This is a genomic window from Nocardioides pelophilus (assembly GCF_014180685.1).
Lineage (GTDB): Bacteria > Actinomycetota > Actinomycetes > Propionibacteriales > Nocardioidaceae > Nocardioides > Nocardioides pelophilus.
The window spans coordinates 1-17185 of sequence record NZ_JACEHF010000090.1 but is presented as its reverse complement, the minus strand read 5'-3'; the positions used below and the strand labels follow the sequence as shown (position 1 = coordinate 17185).

The 17185-nt window shown below is 72.4% G+C and carries 18 protein-coding genes and 1 tRNA gene; 13 read left to right on the top strand and 6 right to left on the bottom strand.

The window, feature by feature from the left end; translation table 11 throughout:
* Positions 1–6: 6 nt before the first annotated feature.
* From H0488_RS14600 to H0488_RS14560, 9 genes are all read left to right on the top strand, one after another.
* Entirely contained in the window at positions 7–1089 is a 1083-nt protein-coding gene (locus H0488_RS14600; protein WP_446685621.1) for a methyltransferase, read from the top strand.
* A gap of 14 nt (positions 1090–1103) precedes the next feature.
* Positions 1104–2195: a DUF2510 domain-containing protein gene (locus H0488_RS14595; RefSeq protein ID WP_312856348.1), complete on the top strand. Its 1092-nt coding sequence runs from the start codon at positions 1104–1106 to the stop codon at positions 2193–2195.
* 118 nt (positions 2196–2313) lie between these two features.
* Positions 2314–5061, top strand: coding sequence for a type I DNA topoisomerase (gene topA / locus H0488_RS14590; RefSeq protein ID WP_183099996.1), 2748 nt, complete (start codon positions 2314–2316; stop codon positions 5059–5061).
* 3 nt (positions 5062–5064) lie between these two features.
* A complete protein-coding gene (locus H0488_RS14585; protein WP_183099995.1) occupies positions 5065–5820 on the top strand; it encodes an MBL fold metallo-hydrolase in 756 nt (251 codons plus the stop codon).
* Positions 5821–5847: 27 nt separating this feature from the next.
* Entirely contained in the window at positions 5848–6522 is a 675-nt protein-coding gene (tmk, locus tag H0488_RS14580; RefSeq protein ID WP_183099994.1) for a dTMP kinase, read from the top strand.
* On the top strand, positions 6519–7691 hold the full coding sequence (locus H0488_RS14575) for a DNA polymerase III subunit delta' (protein ID WP_183099993.1): 1173 nt from the start codon (positions 6519–6521) through the stop codon (positions 7689–7691). Before tmk ends, H0488_RS14575 begins: the two co-directional genes overlap by 4 nt.
* A gap of 16 nt (positions 7692–7707) precedes the next feature.
* A complete protein-coding gene (locus H0488_RS14570; protein ID WP_183099992.1) occupies positions 7708–9279 on the top strand; it encodes an alpha/beta hydrolase in 1572 nt (523 codons plus the stop codon).
* Between the two features lie 202 nt (positions 9280–9481).
* Positions 9482–9554 (top strand) — tRNA-Thr (locus H0488_RS14565).
* A 239-nt stretch (positions 9555–9793) separates the two neighbouring features.
* Positions 9794–10003 (top strand): hypothetical protein, encoded by a 210-nt coding sequence (locus tag H0488_RS14560; protein ID WP_183099991.1) that lies wholly within the window; start codon positions 9794–9796, stop codon positions 10001–10003.
* A 30-nt stretch (positions 10004–10033) separates the two neighbouring features.
* Here the strand turns inward: H0488_RS14560 and H0488_RS14555 are convergent, their stop codons facing one another.
* The gene (locus tag H0488_RS14555) at positions 10034–10510 is read right to left on the bottom strand and encodes an acyl-CoA thioesterase (protein ID WP_183099990.1); all 477 of its coding nucleotides are present in this window, start codon (positions 10508–10510) and stop codon (positions 10034–10036) included.
* Positions 10511–10572: 62 nt separating this feature from the next.
* Between H0488_RS14555 and H0488_RS14550 the strand changes: the two genes are divergently transcribed.
* Positions 10573–11034 carry a MarR family winged helix-turn-helix transcriptional regulator gene (locus H0488_RS14550; protein WP_183099989.1) on the top strand — a complete coding sequence of 154 codons (462 nt, stop codon included), beginning with the start codon at positions 10573–10575 and terminating at the stop codon, positions 11032–11034.
* Between the two features lie 16 nt (positions 11035–11050).
* On the opposite strand, the gene H0488_RS14545 is transcribed toward H0488_RS14550, so the two are convergent.
* The 4 genes from H0488_RS14545 to H0488_RS14530 form a co-directional block, all read right to left on the bottom strand.
* Positions 11051–12589: an FAD-dependent oxidoreductase gene (locus H0488_RS14545; RefSeq protein ID WP_312856347.1), complete on the bottom strand. Its 1539-nt coding sequence runs from the start codon at positions 12587–12589 to the stop codon at positions 11051–11053.
* A gap of 93 nt (positions 12590–12682) precedes the next feature.
* Positions 12683–12805 (bottom strand): type B 50S ribosomal protein L36, encoded by a 123-nt coding sequence (ykgO, locus tag H0488_RS14540; protein ID WP_183099988.1) that lies wholly within the window; start codon positions 12803–12805, stop codon positions 12683–12685.
* Positions 12802–13002, bottom strand: coding sequence for a 50S ribosomal protein L32 (rpmF, locus tag H0488_RS14535; protein ID WP_183099987.1), 201 nt, complete (start codon positions 13000–13002; stop codon positions 12802–12804). Before rpmF ends, ykgO begins: the two co-directional genes overlap by 4 nt.
* Complete coding sequence (locus H0488_RS14530; RefSeq protein ID WP_183099986.1) at positions 13002–14069, bottom strand: CobW family GTP-binding protein; 1068 nt, start codon at positions 14067–14069, stop codon at positions 13002–13004. The genes rpmF and H0488_RS14530 overlap by 1 nt, the downstream gene beginning before the upstream one ends.
* A 151-nt stretch (positions 14070–14220) precedes the next feature.
* Here H0488_RS14530 and H0488_RS14525 point away from each other — a divergent pair, with 151 nt between their 5' ends.
* From H0488_RS14525 to H0488_RS14515, 3 genes are read left to right on the top strand one after another with little or no spacing between them, the layout of a single operon-like run.
* The gene (locus H0488_RS14525; RefSeq protein ID WP_312856346.1) at positions 14221–14325 is read left to right on the top strand and encodes a hypothetical protein; all 105 of its coding nucleotides are present in this window, start codon (positions 14221–14223) and stop codon (positions 14323–14325) included.
* Positions 14325–14630, top strand: coding sequence for a 30S ribosomal protein S14 (gene rpsN, locus H0488_RS14520; protein WP_183099985.1), 306 nt, complete (start codon positions 14325–14327; stop codon positions 14628–14630). The genes H0488_RS14525 and rpsN overlap by 1 nt, the downstream gene beginning before the upstream one ends.
* A 20-nt stretch (positions 14631–14650) precedes the next feature.
* A complete protein-coding gene (locus H0488_RS14515; protein WP_183099984.1) occupies positions 14651–15859 on the top strand; it encodes a YibE/F family protein in 1209 nt (402 codons plus the stop codon).
* Here the strand turns inward: H0488_RS14515 and eccCb are convergent.
* Positions 15842–17185 (bottom strand): type VII secretion protein EccCb (gene eccCb / locus H0488_RS14510; RefSeq protein ID WP_183099983.1); only part of this gene is annotated, 1344 nt, incomplete at its 5' end. The two genes, H0488_RS14515 and eccCb, sit on opposite strands and share 18 nt — an antisense overlap.

The window sequence follows — 17185 nt, the reverse complement described above, 5'->3', positions numbered from 1 at the left end:
CTCGGGATCAGTCCCGCCTCCACCTCGCTGGCCCAGCTGACCCTGCGGCACGACGTCGGCACCGCCCTCGACCTCGGCACCGGCTGCGGCGTGCAGGCCCTGCACCTGGCCGGCCACGCCGGTCGGGTGGTCGCGACCGACGTCAACCAGCGCGCGCTCGGCCTCGCCCGCTTCAACGCCGAGCTCAACGAGGTGGGCGACCGGGTCGACGTACGCAACGGGTCGTTCTTCGCGCCCGTCGCCGGCGAGCGCTTCGACCTGATCAGCACCAACCCGCCGTTCGTGATCTCCCCGGGCACGGGAGAGCGACTGGTCTACCGCGACTCGGGTCTGCCGGGCGACGCGGTGGTCGAGCACATCGTGCGCACCGCCCCGGACCACCTCGCCGACGGCGGCTGGTGCCAGGTGCTGGCGAACTGGGCGATCCTGGCCGACCGGCCCTGGGACGAGCGGCTCGCCGACTGGCTCCCCGACGGGTGCGACGCGCTCGTCGTCCAGCGCGAGGTGGTCGACCCGGCGACGTACGTCGAGCTCTGGCTCAAGGACTCGGGCCACCACCCCACGACCGGCCCCGCGATCGGCCCGGGGAGCGTCGCGGAGTACACCGCGCGCTACGACACCTGGCTGTCGTGGCTGGAGGCGCAGGGCATCGCCGGCATCGGGTTCGGCTGGATCAACCTGCACCGGACCGGAGGTGGCGCGCGCGAGCTGCTCGACTGGCCCTACGACGTGGAGCAGCCGATCGGCCCGGCGATCGCCGAGTGGGCCGATGCCCGGGTCGGTGCTGTCGGGCCCGACACCACGCTGGTCGTGCGCCCGGACGTCCGCCAGGAGACGGTGGGCGCGGTCGGTGCGGAGCACCCGGCCACCATCCTGCTCCGCCAGCAGCGCGGGTTCCGGCGGGCCCGCCAGNGCCAGGCCGACACGGCGCCCGCTGCCGTCGTCGGCGCCTGCGACGGCGAGCTGCCGGTCGGCGCGATCCTCGACGCGGTCGCCCAGCTCCTCGAGCTCGACCCGGCGGCTGCCCGGGAGCGCTACCTGCCCGAGCTCGCAGCGATGGTCACCGAGGGATTCCTGCAGCCCGGCTAGGGCAGACTGGTCCCGTGACCCAAGCCGGCTGGTACCCCGACCCTGCTGGTCAGCCCCAGACCTTCCGGTACTGGGACGGCTCGTCGTGGAGCGAGCAGACGACCGGCGACCCCTACGCGCCTCCGCCCGTGGCCCCGGCGCCGCCGACCCCGCCGCCAAGCCCGGCGCCGACACCGGCGCCGACACAGGCACCGCCGACGGCGTACGGGCAGGTCCCGCCGTACGGCGCGGTCCCGCCGGCCCCGGGCGGCTACGGACAACAGCCGCCGTTCGGCGGAGGCTTCCCGCCGTCGCCGGCCTCCGGCGGCTCACGCAGTCCGGCGCTGGTCATCGGGCTGGTCGTGGGCGCGGTCCTGCTGCTGGTCGGGCTCAGCGTCGCCGGGTTCCTCGGCTATCGCGCGCTGGCCGACGACGACGACAACGACGCCGACGCGACCGACCGCACGAGCGCCACGGACCCGACGACGGGCGGCACCACCGGGCCCACCGAGTCGCCGACCACGGACACCACGCCGACCGACACCGGGTCGACCGGGGGCAACCCCACCGACCAGCAGTGCCGCGGCGGCGTCCCGACCCCGTCGGTCACCCCGCGTGAGGACGCCGACCGGGTCAGCGGCGGCGGCCTGTCCATCCCCGTGCCGGAGGGCTACACCGCCGACGTCGCCTACGCGACCTTCTTCACGTTCGCCGACGACTTCACCCCGCTGCAGAAGACGATCGAGCAGTCCGACAACCTCGGCTGGGTCTCGATCTACGGCGTCGGCGGGCTCCGCAAGGCGAACGGGTTCGAGGACCCGGCGCAGGCCGCCGAGGCCGTCGTGGCCTGCATGGCCGGATCGCCGGACCTCTACAACCACTTCACCGGTCGCGAGGACCTCAGCTCGGGCGAGATCACGATCGACGGCCAGGAGGCCTTCCAGATCACCTCCGAGCTCCGGGTGGACGACCCCGATCTCACCGTCGAGGGCGACGTCTCGCAGGTGATCGTGGTCGACACCGGCGACGCCGAGACCTTCGGGCTCTACATCACCGTGGTGCCGATCGGCGACGACGAGCTGATCGCGCAGCAGGAGGCTGCGGTCGGCCGGATCCGGGTCGACTGACCGACCGTTCCGGACGTCCACCTCCCCCTCGGGGGCCGGTGGACTGGACACGACGCGCTACCGTCTTGGGCCGTGACCTCGCAGCAGCGGGTCCTGAACGAGTGAGAAGAAGGTCCGAGTGGCACACAAGTTGGTGATCGTCGAGTCACCGGCCAAGGCCCGCACGATCGGCGGGTACCTCGGCGACGGCTTCGTCGTCGAGTCCTCGATCGGTCACATCCGTGACCTCCCGAACAACGCCGCGGACACCCCGGCGAAGATCAAGGACCAGCCGTGGGGCCGGCTGGCGATCGACGTCGAGCACGACTTCACGCCGTACTACGTGGTGCCGCGCGACAAGAAGTCCCACATCTCCAAGCTCAAGGGGCTGCTCAAGGACGCCGACGAGCTCTACCTCGCCACCGATGAGGACCGCGAGGGGGAGGCGATCGCCTGGCACCTCCTCGACGAGCTGAAGCCGAAGAACATCCCCGTGAAGCGGATGGTCTTCCACGAGATCACCAAGGCGGCCATCCAGGAGGCCGCCGCCAACCCGCGTGACCTGGACATGGACCTGGTCGAGGCGCAGGAGACCCGGCGGATCCTCGACCGGCTCTACGGCTACGAGGTCTCCCCGGTCCTGTGGCGCAAGGTCATGTCCGGCCTCTCGGCCGGTCGGGTCCAGTCGGTGGCGACCCGTCTGGTCGTCGACCGGGAGAAGGAGCGGATGGCGTTCCGGGTCGCGTCGTACTGGGACCTCGAGGGCACCTTCGACGCCGGGTCGCAGCACGAGCAGCGGATGTTCCCGGCCAAGCTCTACTCGATCGACGGCAACCGGGTCGCCTCCGGCTCCAACTTCGGGCCCGACGGGCAGCTGAAGTCGTCATCCAGGGGCGGCGCCGACGTCGTCCACGTCGACCGTGCCCGCGCCGAGGCGCTGGTGACGGCGCTCGCCGACGCGTCGTACGACGTCCGCTCGGTGGAGGCCAAGCCGTACAAGCGGTCGCCGTACGCGCCGTTCCGCACCACGACGCTGCAGCAGGAGGCCAGCCGCAAGCTCGGCATGGGCGCCAGCGTGACCATGTCCGTCGCGCAGCGGCTCTACGAGAACGGCTACATCACCTACATGCGTACCGACTCGACCACGCTGTCGGGCGGTGCGGTCGAGGCCGCCCGGTCGCAGGTGCGCGAGCTGTACGGCGCGGAGTACCTCCCGGACACCCCGCGGACCTACACCAGCAAGGTCAAGAACGCCCAGGAGGCGCACGAGGCGATCCGGCCCGCCGGCGACTCGTTCCGCACGCCGGCGCAGACCGGTCTGACCGGTGACCAGTTCCGCCTCTACGAGCTGATCTGGATGCGCACCGTCGCCTCGCAGATGAAGGACGCGGTCGGCCAGTCCGTCTCGGTGCGGATCGGCGGCACGGCGCAGCACCCCGACGGCTCAGGGGAGGACGTCGTCTTCTCCGCGTCCGGCCGGGTGATCACCTTCCACGGCTTCCTCAAGGCGTACGTCGAGGGCACCGACGAGGGTGCCGCGAAGGACGACCAGGAGACCCGGCTTCCGGCCCTGGTCGAGGGCGACCCCGTGTCTGCCGCGTCGCTCAGCGCCAACGGCCACGAGACCAAGCCGCCGTCCCGCTACACCGAGGCCACGCTGATCAAGGAGCTCGAGGACCGGCAGATCGGCCGGCCGTCGACGTACGCCTCGATCATCGGCACCATCCTGAACCGCGGCTACGTCTACAAGAAGGGCACCGCGCTGGTGCCGGCGTGGATCGCGTTCTCGGTGGTCCGGCTGCTGGAGGAGCACTTCACCCGGCTCATCGACTACGACTTCACCGCGCTGATGGAGACCGTGCTCGACGACATCGCCCGCGGCGAGAAGGACCGGGTCACCGAGCTGCACGAGTTCTACTACGGCTCCGAGAAGCTCGCCGGCGTCAAGTCGCTCGTCGACGGCCTCGGCGACATCGACGCGAAGGCGCTCGCGACGTTCCCGATCGGCGATCCGGACGAGGGGATCGACCTCCGGGTCGGCAAGTACGGCCCCTACCTGGAGGGCCCGGACGACGACGGGACGCCGTCGGCCAAGCGGGCCAACGTGCCCGAGGACCTGCCGCCCGACGAGCTGACGCTCGCCAAGGCCAAGGAGCTGCTCGCCAACCCGGCCGGTGAGGAGATCGAGCTCGGCTCCCATCCCGAGACGGGGCTGCGGGTCGTGGCGAAGAACGGCCGGTTCGGTCCCTACGTCACCGAGGAGCTCCCCGAGGACGCGCCGAAGAACGCCAAGCCGCGCACCGGTTCGCTCTTCAAGTCGATGTCGCTCGACACGGTCACCCTGGCCGACGCGGTCAAGCTGCTGTCGCTGCCGCGGGTGGTCGGCACCGACGCCGAGGGCCAGGAGATCACCGCCCAGAACGGCCGCTACGGGCCGTACCTCAAGAAGGGCACCGACTCCCGGTCGCTGCAGACCGAGGACCAGCTGTTCACGATCACGCTCGACGAGGCGCTGGCGATCTACGCCCAGCCCAAGCAGCGGGGCCGGGCGGCCGCTGCGCCGCCGCTCAAGGAGCTCGGCAACGACCCGGTCTCGGGCCAGCCGGTCGTGGTGAAGGCCGGCCGGTTCGGCGAGTACGTCACCGACGGCGAGTTCAACGCCACCCTCCGCAAGGACGACTCGGTCGAGGCGATCACCCTCGAACGGGCCGCCGAGCTGCTCGCCGAGCGGCGGGCCAAGGGGCCGGCCAAGAAGGCTGCCAAGCGGGGCGCGAAGAAGACGGCCAAGAAGACCCCCGCGAAGAAGACCGCCACGAAGAAGACCGCCACGAAGAAGGCGGCCACGAAGAAGACCGGCGCGAAGAAGGCGGCGGCGAAGAAGGCCTGACCCGTGGAGATCACCCGCGTCGGCGACGACGTGCACCTGGTGACCGGCACCAACGTGAACTGGGCGCTGGTCACCGAGGGCGACGACGTGACGCTCGTCGACGCCGGTTATCCCAACGACGCGAAGGCGCTCCTCGCCTCGCTCGAGGGGATCGGCCGGCGGCCCGAGGACGTGCGGGCGATCCTGCTGACCCACGCGCACCTCGACCACATGGGCGGCATCCCGGCGTTCCGCGCGCGGCACCCGGTGCCGGTGCTCACAGGTGAGGAGGAGGCCCGCCACGCCCGGCGGGAGTACCTCGAGCAGATCACCCCGGTCCAGATGCTGCGGGAGTGCACCCGCGGTGCCGGCCGCCGCTGGGTACGCCAGACGCTGCGGGCCGTGCTGCCGCAGGCGTCGATGAGGCTGTCGGACGTCACCGCGGTGGCGCCCGACGCGGCCCTCGACGTACCCGGTGGGCTGGTGCCGGTCGCGACGCCCGGCCACACCCGCGGGCACACGGCCTGGCTGATGCCGTCGGCGGGCGTGCTGTTCTCCGGCGACGCCCTCGTCAGCGCACATCCGCTGTCCCGGCTGGGCACCCGCGCCCAGCTGCTGCCCGGCGTCTTCAACGAGGACGAGGCGCAGATGGCGCGCAGCCTCGAGACGATCGCCGGCCTCGCGGCCGACACCGTCGTGCCGGGCCACGGGCCGCACCTGCGCGGCTCGCTGCCGGGTCTGGTCGCGGACGCGCTCGCGGCCGGACCGCCGCGACACTAGTCGGCCCCGCCCCGTAGGTTTCTGACCATGACCTGGGCGGGCCGCTACACCGACACCGGCGTCTTCGTCTGCTTCGAGGGCGGTGAGGGGTCGGGCAAGTCGACCCAGTCGCGGCTGCTCAGCGACGCGCTCGGCGCGGCGCGCTACTCCGTGCGGCTGACCTTCGAGCCGGGCGACACGGCGGTCGGCAAGGAGATGCGGCGGATCGTGCTCAGCCCCGAGACCGGAGACCTCGACGACCGCACCGAGGCCCTGCTCTACGCCGCCGACAAGGCCGAGCACGTCGCCACCGTCGTGCTGCCGGCGCTGGAGCGCGGCGAGGTCGTCATCACCGACCGCTACGTCGACTCGACCCTGGCCTACCAGGGCGCGGGCCGGGGTTTCGACAAGCTCAACCAGCAGTGGGTCGCCGAGGTCGAGCACGTCGCGCGGTGGGCGACCGGGGACCTGCGTCCCCACCTGACCGTGGTGCTCGACCTCGACCCCGAGGCCGGCCTCGGCCGGTTCAGCGGACGCGACCGGATCGAGGGCGAGTCGCTCGACTTCCACCAGCGGGTGCGCCAGGCGTTCCTCGACATGGCCGCCGCCGACCCCCACCACTACCTGGTGCTCGACGCCCGCTCGAGCGTCGACCACATCGCCGCGGCGATCCGCGCGCGGGTCGAGCCGCTCCTCACCCAGGCCCGCCAGGGGGTCCGATGACGGTGTGGGACAGCCTGGTCGGCCAGGCACCCGCGATCGAGGCGCTGCGGACGGCGGTCGAGAGCCACGGCATGAGCCATGCCTGGCTGTTCACCGGCCCGCCCGGCTCCGGCCGGTCCAACACGGCGGTGGCGTTCGCGGCCGCCCTGCAGTGCGAGCAGCACGGACTCGGACCCGACTGCCCCGACGGCTGCCACGCCTGCCACACGGTGCTCGCCGGGAGCCACGCCGACGTCGCCGTCGTCCGCACCGAGAAGCTGACCATCGGCGTCAAGGGGGTGCGCGACCTGGTGCGGCGCGCGGCGCTGACCCCGATGGGCAACCGCTGGCAGATCCTCATCGTCGAGGACGCCGACCGGCTCACCGAGCAGGCGTGCAACGCCCTGCTGAAGGCGATCGAGGAGCCCACCCCGCGCACCGTCTGGATGCTCTGCGCACCGACCGTCGAGGACCTGCTGCCGACGATCCGGTCGCGCTGCCGCCTGGTCGCGCTGAGCACCCCGACCACCGCGGAGGTGGCCGGCTTCCTGACGGGACTCGGGTGCGACGCCCCGCGCGCGTCGTACGCCGCCCGCGCCAGCCAGGGCCACATCGGGCGCGCCCGCGCGCTGGCGTTCGACGACGCCGTGCGCGGCCGTCGGCAGGACATCGTCTCGATCCCGGCCCGGCTCACCAGCCTCGGCGCCTGCATGGCCTCGGCCACCCGGCTCGCCGAGACCGCCAAGGCGGAGGCCGACGAGATCACCGCCGAGCTCGACGCCAGGGAGAAGACCGACCTCGACGCGGCGTACGGCGTCGTCGAGCGCGGCCGCCGTCCCCGGGAGTACGCCCCTGCCCTGCGCGACCTCGAGCAGGCGCAGAAGACCCGCGCCAAGCGCCGCCAGCTCGACGTCGTCGACCGCGGCCTTACCGACCTGATGTCGGTCTACCGCGACGCGATCGCGGTGGCGACCGGTGCACCGGGCGACCTGGTCAACGAGGACATCCGTGGCGACATCGACCGGATCGTGCAGACCTCCACCGCAGAGCTCAACCTGCGCCGGATCGGTTGGATCTTCGAGGCGCGGGAACAGATGTTGGAGTTCAATGTGCCGGTCGCGCTTGCGCTGGAGTCGATGATGGTGGCACTCCGGGTGCCCGAAGCGGCTGAGCTCGGCCACCGGACCTGAGGAGAGAGAAGATTTCGTGAAGAAGTGGATCGTGGCGGTCGTCGTCGTCTGGGCGCTCGTGATCGTGTCCGGGATCGCGGTCGGGATCGTCCTGGTGACGGGCGACGACGACAAGGACTCCGACAACGGCGCGAACGAGGAGTCCACGTCGGCCTCGCCGTCGGAGTCGGGCTCGACCTCGGAGCCCGCGGACGGGTCCGTGCCGCCCGGCCTCGAGACGTTCTACGGCCAGCAGGTCACCTGGGAGGCCTGCGGCGGCAACCAGTGCGGCGTGCTCGAGGTGCCCCTCGACTACGCCGACCCCACCGGCGACACGATCGAGATCGCCCTCGAGATGGCGCCCGCCACCGGCGACCGGATCGGCTCGATGGTGGTCAACCCCGGCGGGCCGGGCGCGCCCGGCACCTCGACCGCCGAGGACGCCGACTTCTACTTCGCGCCCGACCTCCGCGCCCGCTTCGACATCGTCGGCTTCGACCCGCGCGGCACCGGTGACTCCAGCCCGGTCGACTGCTTCTCCGACGCCGAGCTGGACGCCTACATCGCTGCCGACCCCGACCCCGACAACCGGCGCGAGGTCCGCGACTTCGTCGAGGTCCAGGAGGACTTCTGGGAGGGCTGCGAGGAGAAGTCGGGCGACCTCGGCTCCCACGTCAGCACGATCGAGGCCGCCCGCGACATGGACGTGCTGCGTGCCGTGCTCGGCGAGGAGAAGCTGCCCTACTTCGGCTTCTCCTACGGCACCCGGCTCGGGGCGACGTACGCCGAGCTCTTCCCGGAGAATGTCGGACGCTTCGTGCTCGACGGCGCCGTCGACCCGAGCCTGCCGACGCTCGAGGGGTCGCTGAGCCAGGCGGAGGGCTTCGAGACCGCGCTGCGGGCCTACCTGGAGAACTGCGTCGACGGCGGCGACTGCTTCCTCGGCGACAGCGTCGACGAGGGGCTCCGCACGATCAGCGACCTGCTCGCCGAGATCGACGCCGAGCCGCTGCCGACCAGCGACGAGCGCGACCTCACCGTCGGCAACGCCTTCTACGGACTCGTCACGCCGCTCTACTCCGAGGACAACTGGCCCTACCTCGACCAGGGGCTCGAGGAGGCGCTCGCCGGCAACGGCGACACCCTGCTGCTGCTGTCGGACTTCTACGGCTCCCGCGAGAACGACACCTACACCGACAACAGCCTCGAGGCGATCAGCGTGATCAACTGCCTCGACGACCCGTGGTCGATCGCGGTCGACGAGGTGCCGACGTACTTCGACGAGTTCGAGGAGGCGTCGCCCACCTTCGGCGCCGTGTTCGCCTGGAGCCTGGTGAGCTGCCACGGCACCCCGTTCGAGACCACCGAGCCCGAGATCGAGATCGACGCCGACGGTGCCGACCCGATCGTCGTCATCGGCACCACCCGCGACCCGGCCACGCCGTACGAGGAGGCGGTGGCGATGGCCGAGCAGCTCGTGCCCGGAGTCCTGCTCAGCCGCGACGGGGACGGCCACACGGCGTACAACAAGGGCAACGCCTGCATCGACGACGCCGTCCACGCCTACTTCATCGACGGCACCGTCCCCCCCGACGGCACCGAGTGCTGAAGGCTCCCGCCGCTGGTGGAGGTGCGAGCGCAGCGACGACCGCCGACGCTGGTTGAGGTGCGAGCGCAGCGACGACCGCCGCCGCTGGTTGAGGTGCGAGCGCAGCGAGCCTCGAAACCAAGGCGTCCGCCGGTTTCGTAGGCTCGAGACCGCGCCGGTATGCTTCCGCAGGTTGTTGCCAGGCCCACGGGTCGGGCAGCACGCCGCCTTAGCTCAGTCGGTAGAGCGGCTCACTCGTAATGAGCAGGTCGTCGGTTCGATTCCGACAGGCGGCTCTCACCAGAAATCGGAGACTCCCTGGCCCGCGAGCGGGTCAGGGAGTCTCTTTTCCCGGCCTGCGGTGTGCCGGGAGCTCGGATCCCCTGCGGTCGGGGAAACCGGGATCCGGCTTCCCAGCCTCCTGCGCGACACCGGCGCGCCATGGACCAAGGTCCCGCCGCGACGGGCTGTTGGTCGGGTGCTGCTCGGTCGCGCGCGGGCGTACCGTCGGGAGGACCGACAGAAGGAGACCGACATGACTTCGGATCAGTACGTGCTGTGGTTCATCGGTATGGCTGCGGGGATAGCGCTGGTCCTGGCGCTCGGCACCCTCGCCATGGCGGGGCTGCTGCACCGCCCGGGGCACCACGCGGGGACGACGGCCACGACCGGGGCGACCGGGGCGACCGGGGTCGCCGAGCACCACCACTGGTACGACAGGTTCCACTTCCACCACGCGGCCTGAGCAGGCCGCGGAACAGCGTCGCGGGGCGGGTCAAGGGGCGGGGCGCTCCCGGAGCCGGACGGGCGCGCCGGCGTACTTCGCCATGTCGGCGCGGACGTCGTCGGACAGCGTCCACGACGAGCCGGCGGCGGGGTCCCACAGCACCATCGTCGTCTCGGCGACCAGCGCCGGTGCGTGACCGGTCTGCACCCGCATCTCGGAGGCGAGCGTGAACGACGAGCCGCCGACGTGGCTGACCCACATCCGCACCAGGAACGGCTGGAACGGCACGAAGCGCATCTCGGCGTGGTAGTCGACGCGTTGGGCGCCGACCAGGTCGGTCACGCCGTCGGGCGCCGAGCGCAGGAGTCCCGGGCGCTCCGCGTCGAGCGCCGGCAGCGGCGCGAACCGGAGCAGCTGCAGCCGCGCCTCGTCGAGGACCCGGATCGCCTCCACGTTGTCGACGTGTCCGCCGAGGTTCACGTCGCGCAGCCGCGCCTGGATCTCGCACTCGAAGACCTCACCCACGGGCGGCATCCTCGCAGGCTCGACAAAGATGATGTGTCAACCATCTCGGCTAGGATGACGGCGTGACCGCCTCCCCGTGGCTCGACGACGAGCAGCAGCAGACCTGGCGGGCGTGGCTCGACGTCAACGCCCGGCTCTTCGCCCGTATCAGTCGCGAGCTCCAGGCCACCGACGGGCTGTCGCTGCAGGACTACGACGTGCTGGTGGCGCTCACCGACGTGCCCGACGGCAGCGTGCGGATGCGCGACCTCGGCGTGAAGCTCCAGTGGGAGAAGAGCCGCCTGTCCAAGCACCTGACCCGGATGGCCGCGCGCGGTCTGGTCGCGCGTCGTGAGTGCTACGACGACCGCCGGGGCTCCTTCGTCGAGCTCACCGAGGAGGGTCTGGCTGCGATCCGCGCCGCGGCGCCGGGCCACGCCGCCCTGGTGCGCGAGGTCTTCTTCGACGGGCTGAGCGGCGAGCAGGTGCGCGAGCTCGGCCGGATCTGCGCGACCGTCCTCGAGCGCCTCGGCGACGAGGGCTGAGCGCCCCCGGCGGACGTCAGCCGGCCAGCAGGTCGCGGACGGCCAGCGAGCCGAACACCATCGCAGCGCCCAGCGGCGCTCCTGGCCCGGGGTAGCGCGAGCCGAACACCGAGGCGACCGCGTTGCTGGTGGCGTAGAGGCCCGGGACCGGGTCGTGGGTGGTGGCGTCGAGCACCCGTCCGGCTGCGTCGGTGACCAGGCCGCCCTTGGTGCCGAGGTCCGACAGCACGAACCGGGCGGCGAAGTACGGCGCCCGGTCGCACGGCGTCAGGGCCTTGTTGGGCCCGGATCCGCCGGCGAAGAAGGTGTCGTACTCGTCCTCCCCGCGGCCGAAGTCCTCGTCGACGCCGGCCGTGGCGAAGTCGTTGAACCGCTCGACCGTGGCGGTGAGCACGCCGGGGTCGACCTCGATCGCCGCGGCGAGGTCCTCGATCGTCGGCGCGGTGACCCAGGTGCCGGCGGCGAGGTGGTCGGCGGGTTCTCCCTCGGGCATCGCGATCGCGGGGAGCCGGCCTCCCTCGCGGTTGTCGAAGACGAACCAGGACGGGATCCGCTCCGGCGCCTCGGCCATGATCCGCCCGAACCGGTCGTACGGCAGGCACTCGTTGCCGTAGCGGCGGCCGGTCTGGTCGACCATCAGCCCGCTGCGGAAGCCGAGCGTGAACGTGCCGCTCCCGTCGGGGTGCGCGAGTCCCGGGCAGAACCAGCCCTCGCCGGAGTAGTCGGTCGCGGCGCCCGCCTTCGCGCACGCCTCGATGAGCTCTCCGGTGTTGGTGCCGCGCGGGGCCATCGTCCACTCGGCCCGCCCCGGGGTGTCGTGGAGGGCACGCAGCTCCGGGCTCCCCTCGTAGCCGCCGGCCGCGACGACGACGCCCCGGCGCGCGGTGACCTCGACCGGGCCGGTGGGCGTGTCGACGACCACCGCGGTCACCCGGCCCGCGCCCTCGCGCCGTACGTCGACGACGTGGTGCTCGGTCGCGAGGGTGCCGCCGTCGCGCACCACCATCGCCGCGAGCCGGCCGATCAGCGCCTGGCCGCCCGAGAGCGTGGATCGGCCGGCAGCACCGACCCGGTCCCGTTCGACCGGTGGCCGCAGCAGGGCCATGACCGCGGGGTCCAGGTCGGCACGGGCGATCGACGCCGGCTGGATCGAGCGGCCCATCGGGACCCGACCCGGCGCGTCGTAGTACTCGGAGAACGGGATCCACTCGAAATCCATCAGCTCGTCGGCCTCGAGCGTCGCCACCAGCTCGGGAGCGTGGCGCAGGAACGCGTCGACCCGCTCGGGGTCGGGATCGTCGAGGACGGCGGCGAGGTAGGCGCGGGCGCCCTCGGTGGAGTCGGGCAGGCCGGCGCGCTGCTGGACAGCGCTGCCGGGCAGCCAGCACGCGCCGCCCGAGTAGGCGGACGTGCCGCCGATCAGGGGGGTGCGCTCGAGCACCACGGTCGACAACCCGGCCTTCGCGGCGAGGGCCGCTGCGGTCATCGCGCCGCCGCCGGAGCCGACGATCACGACGTCGTAGGAGGTCTCGAGGGGTCCGGGCACAGTGGTCACGCCGAAACTGTAACGCGTTCTAGTTTCTTGGGGCAGGTGTTCACTCCGCCCGTGCGTGGCGCCCTCCCGAGCGGGGCGCCACGCCGGTGCCGGTCAGCCCTGACGGGCTTTCAGTCGCGGGTTCTGCTTGTTGATCACGTAGGTCCGGCCACGGCGGCGGACCACCTGGGCTCCCGGTTGGTTCTTCAGGGAGCGCAGCGAGTTGCGCACCTTCATCTCGTCCTCCTCTCCTGAGTCGGCCGGCCGGTCGTGGGATCGACCAGTCCGCGCTGGACGGCGGCGACCAGCCGGCGGGGGACCCGGTGCTCGACCCCGCCCACGGTCACGCGCACCAGATCGGGGGCGGTCGCCTTCCACTGCGCCCGCCGGTGCCGGGTGTTGCTGCGTGACATCCGTCGTTTCGGGACCGCCATCACGCCACCTCGCGGATCGGGCCGAGCCAGGGCTCGAACCCGTCCTCGATGACCTGCCACCCGCGGGCGGCCTCGTCGGCAGTCATCAGCAGGCTGGCGAACGCCGAACGGACGTGCGCGGGGGCCACGCCCACGCCGGTCAGCACGATCCGGGTGAACGGGCTCTTCTTCTGCCACGGTCCGTGGTCGCCGATGCTCAGCTGGCCGCCGGCGCCGTCCCAGGTGATCACCCGCCCGTTTCGTGTCGGGAGCCAGAAGCACCCGCGTGAGCGGTGCCGGCCGGAGCCGAGCTGCTCCAGCGAGTCGAGCAACCGGTCCGGGTGGAACGGCCGGGGTGAGCGCAGGTCGACCTGCCAGACGCCCTCGGCTCCGACGAGCGGCAGCTCGTCCGACCTCGTCGGACTCGCCCAGGCCTCGGTGCACTGGTGCTGGTGGAGCCGTCCGGTGAGCGCGTCGGAGTCGAGCTCGCTGGCGCCATCGACGACGGGGGCCCCCGGACGGACGAGGGTGCGGACCAGGCCGCGCGCGATCGGATCGACAGCGCCGTCGAGCACCACCGCGTCGGCGTACTCGACCATCGAGCAGAGCACCTCGCCCACGCCGCGCCGGTCGTCATGGGAGCAGTGGAGCCCGCGATCGGCGAGCAGGTCCTCGCCGAGCAGGTCACGGACCGGGTGACGGCCGCTGATCGCCGTCACGACCGCCGCGACGCGCAGGAAGCGGGCGAGCCGCGTGTCCCAGCCGAGGACCGAGCACAGGTGTGCCCCCTCGGCGCCGACCGGGAGGTGGGCGACGATGCTCTTCCAACGGCCGGCTCGCGCCAGCCGTTCGAGCGTCGGCAGGATGTCCTCACGGATCGCACAGCTGACGCACGCGTGCTCGAGCTCGGTCTCGTGCTGCTCGATGACGCCGGTGAGGTCACTGACGGTGCGGGTGAGGACCTGGCGGTCCACGTCGATGTGGTGGCGTACGGCGACCGCGCCGGGGAGACCGAACTGCAGTCCCACCATGGTCGCGGCCATGGCGTCCGGGTCGACCCCGGTGAGCAGGACCACCGGCGCCCTCATCGCACACCGCTCTCGGCGACGGTGTCGCGGAACGCGACCGGTCGGTACCTGGGGTGGACACCCTTCTTCATCGCTCGCCCTTCGGTAGATATAGAATGAGAATCGTTCTCAACTATGCCAGAGAGGAACCGCTATGTCACAGGTGTGTCAGGTGACGGGCGCACGGCCGGCGTTCGGCAACAACGTCTCCCACTCCCACCGCCGCAAGTACGACCCACGGGTCCGGCGGCACGTCGAGTTCCGCGAGGAGCGCTGATGGCGAAGCAGAGCAGGATCGCCGCCGAGCGGAAGCGCCGTGCGCTCGTCGAGAAGTACGGCGAGCGGCGGGCCGACCTGAAGGAGCGGGTCCGACGCGCGGCACCCGGCTCGCCGGAGCTGGACGGCGCCGTACGGGCGCTCTCGCGGCTGCCCCGCGACTCCTCACCCGTGCGGCTGCGCAATCGCGACCAGGTCGACGGCCGTCCGCGCGGGTACCTGCGCAAGGCGGGCGTCTCCCGGATCCGGTTCCGTGAGCTGGCGCATCGGGGAGAGCTGCCGGGGGTCACCAAGTCGAGCTGGTGAGCATGGCAGGCTCCTCGTCCATGACCCACTCGCATCGGGCGCACAACGGCATCGACGAGCAGGTGGAGGTCGGAGGTTCGGCCCGGACCGCCCTCCTGGTCGCGCTCGGACTGGCGGCGGTCGCGACCGTGGTCGGCCTCGTCGTGTGGTGGCCGTCCGGCGACGCGACGGAGGTCGAGTCCGCGCAGTTCGCCGCGGAGGGGGTGACCTTCCCGGTCGGGGAGGTGCGCGAGGTCGGGGAGCCGTGCCCGCTGCAGGAGGCGCCCCCCGAGGGCTGCGGCCTGATCAGCGTCGAGGTGGACGACCGCACGGTCGACGTGCAGGTGCCGCCCGAGGTGTTCGCCGCCGGCCTCGCGCCCGGCGACTCGGTGGAGCTGCAGAAGATCCCGGAAGCCGAGGGGGGCGAGGCGGCGTACTCCTACTTCGCGACGGATCGCGACGGCACCCTGCTGTGGCTGCTGGTGGTGTTCCTGACCGTGGTGCTGGTCATCGCGCGCTGGCGCGGGCTCTTCGCGCTGATCGGGCTCGCCTTCGGGGCGGCCGTGGTGTGGCGGTTCCTGCTGCCCGCGCTGCTCGACGGCTCGTCCGGTGTCGGCGTCGCGCTGACCGGCGCCTCCGCGATCATGTTCGTGGTCCTCTACATGACGCACGGGGTCTCCCTGCGCACGAGCACGGCGCTCGCCGGGACCCTCGTGGGCATCGCGATCACCGCGCTGCTCGGCGTGGTGGCGGTCGCCGATGCCCGCCTCACCGGCATCTCGGACGACTCCGGCGGGCTGCTGCGCGCCTACGGCGGCGGGCTCGACTTCCCGTCGCTGCTCGGATGCGCCCTGGTGATCGCGGGGCTCGGCGTGCTCAACGACGTCACGATCACCCAGGCCTCGGCGGTCTGGGAGCTGCGGGCGGCGTCACCGGACGCCTCGCGGTGGGAGATCTACTCCGGTGCGATGCGGATCGGGCGCGACCACATCGCGTCCACGATCTACACCATCGTCTTCGCGTACGCCGGCACCGCGCTCCTCGTGCTGATGCTGCTCAGCATCTACGACCGCTCGATCATCGACCTCCGGTCGACCGAGCAGCTCGCCGAGGAGATCGTGCGGACCCTGGTCACGTCGGTCGGTCTGGTGCTCGCCGTGCCGATCACCACGGCTCTGGGCGTCCTGGTCGCCGCTCCGCGACCGGCGCCGCTCGACCCCGCGCCCGCGGACTCAGCCGCCGTCGGGTGACCACGCCACCTGGATGACCTCGGTGCCGCGGTCGCGGGTCACCAGCTTCGCGCGACCCGGTGCTGCCGGGCTCGGCCGCACGGTGCCGAGGAGCGGCCCCTCCTCCCGGCTCCCGCTGAGCAGCACGCCGGGCATCGCGAGGTCGCGCAGCGACTGGATCACCGGCTCGAACAGCGCCCGGGCGGCGCCCCCGGTGCGGCGGGCGACGACGAGGTGGAGGCCGACGTCGCCCGCCTGCGCGAGCAGCGGCTGCAGGGCGGCCACCGGCGAGCCCTGCGGGGTCGCGACCAGGTCGTAGTCGTCGACCACCACGTACACCTCGGCCCCGGTCCACCAGGAGCGCCGGCGCAGCTGCTCGGGCGTCACGCCCGGGCCGGGCAGCCGGGTGCGGAGGTAGGACGCCAGCTCGTCGAGGGCGGGCCGCGCCTGGTCCGCCGAGGTCAGGTAGTGCAGGAGCCGGTCGTCGGCCACCTCGCCCAGGAGCGAGCGGCGGTAGTCGACGACCACGACCTGGGCCTGCGCGGGCGAACGGGTGCGGGCCACCTCGCGCAGATAGGTCCGCAGCAACGCGCTCTTGCCCGACCGGCTGTCCCCGAAGACCAGCAGGTGCGGTTCGGTGCGAGGGTCGAGGGCGACCGGGGCCAGGCGTGCTTCGTCGAGCCCGAGCAGGAGCCCGGCGGTGTCGGCACCGGCCTGGCGTCGTACGGCGTCGAGGGCCGTCGTGGCGGGCAGCAACCGCAGCGGCGGCGCCGCGAGGCCTGGCCAGGCGTCCCGCGCAGCGGCGACCAGCCGCTCCGGGTGCGGAGGGAGCGCCGCCAGGAAGTGGAGCGGACCGGCCACCAGCCCGCGCCCGGGCCGGTCGGCGGGCACCGTCGCCGCGACCTTGCGGTCCACCTCGGAGTCGACCGGGTCGCCCAGCCGGAGCTCGAGGCGGGTGCCGAGCTGGTCGCGCAGCGCGGCGCGGAAGTCCGACCAGCGCGCGCTCGCCGCCACCAGGTGCAGCCCGAGCCCGAGCCCGCGCTGCGCCAGCTGCTGGATGGCGGGCTCGAGCTGGTCGAAGTCGGCCCGGAGGGTGCCCCACCCGTCGACGCAGAGGAACACGTCGCCGTGACCGTCGTCGGCCCGCCCCTCGCTGTGCAGCCGGCGGTAGGTCTCGATCGAGTCGATGCCCTGTTCGCGGAAGTAGGTCTCGCGAGCGTCGGCGATGCCCTGTACCTCCGCCACGACCCGGCGTACGACGTCGCCGTCGGCTCTGCTGCCGATGCCGGCGACGTGCGGGAGGCCGGCCAGCGGTGCGAGCGCGCCGCCGCCGAGGTCGAGGACGTA

Coding starts and splice junctions, on each gene's coding strand:
- tmk (WP_183099994.1), top strand. CDS start 5,848: ATGACCTGGGCGGGCCGCTACACCGACACCGGCGTCTTCGTCTGCTTC.
- H0488_RS14575 (WP_183099993.1), top strand. CDS start 6,519: ATGACGGTGTGGGACAGCCTGGTCGGCCAGGCACCCGCGATCGAGGCG.
- H0488_RS14560 (WP_183099991.1), top strand. CDS start 9,794: ATGACTTCGGATCAGTACGTGCTGTGGTTCATCGGTATGGCTGCGGGG.
- ykgO (WP_183099988.1), bottom strand. CDS start 12,805: ATGAAGGTGCGCAACTCGCTGCGCTCCCTGAAGAACCAACCGGGAGCC.
- rpmF (WP_183099987.1), bottom strand. CDS start 13,002: ATGGCGGTCCCGAAACGACGGATGTCACGCAGCAACACCCGGCACCGG.
- H0488_RS14530 (WP_183099986.1), bottom strand. CDS start 14,069: ATGAGGGCGCCGGTGGTCCTGCTCACCGGGGTCGACCCGGACGCCATG.
- rpsN (WP_183099985.1), top strand. CDS start 14,325: ATGGCGAAGCAGAGCAGGATCGCCGCCGAGCGGAAGCGCCGTGCGCTC.
- H0488_RS14515 (WP_183099984.1), top strand. CDS start 14,651: ATGACCCACTCGCATCGGGCGCACAACGGCATCGACGAGCAGGTGGAG.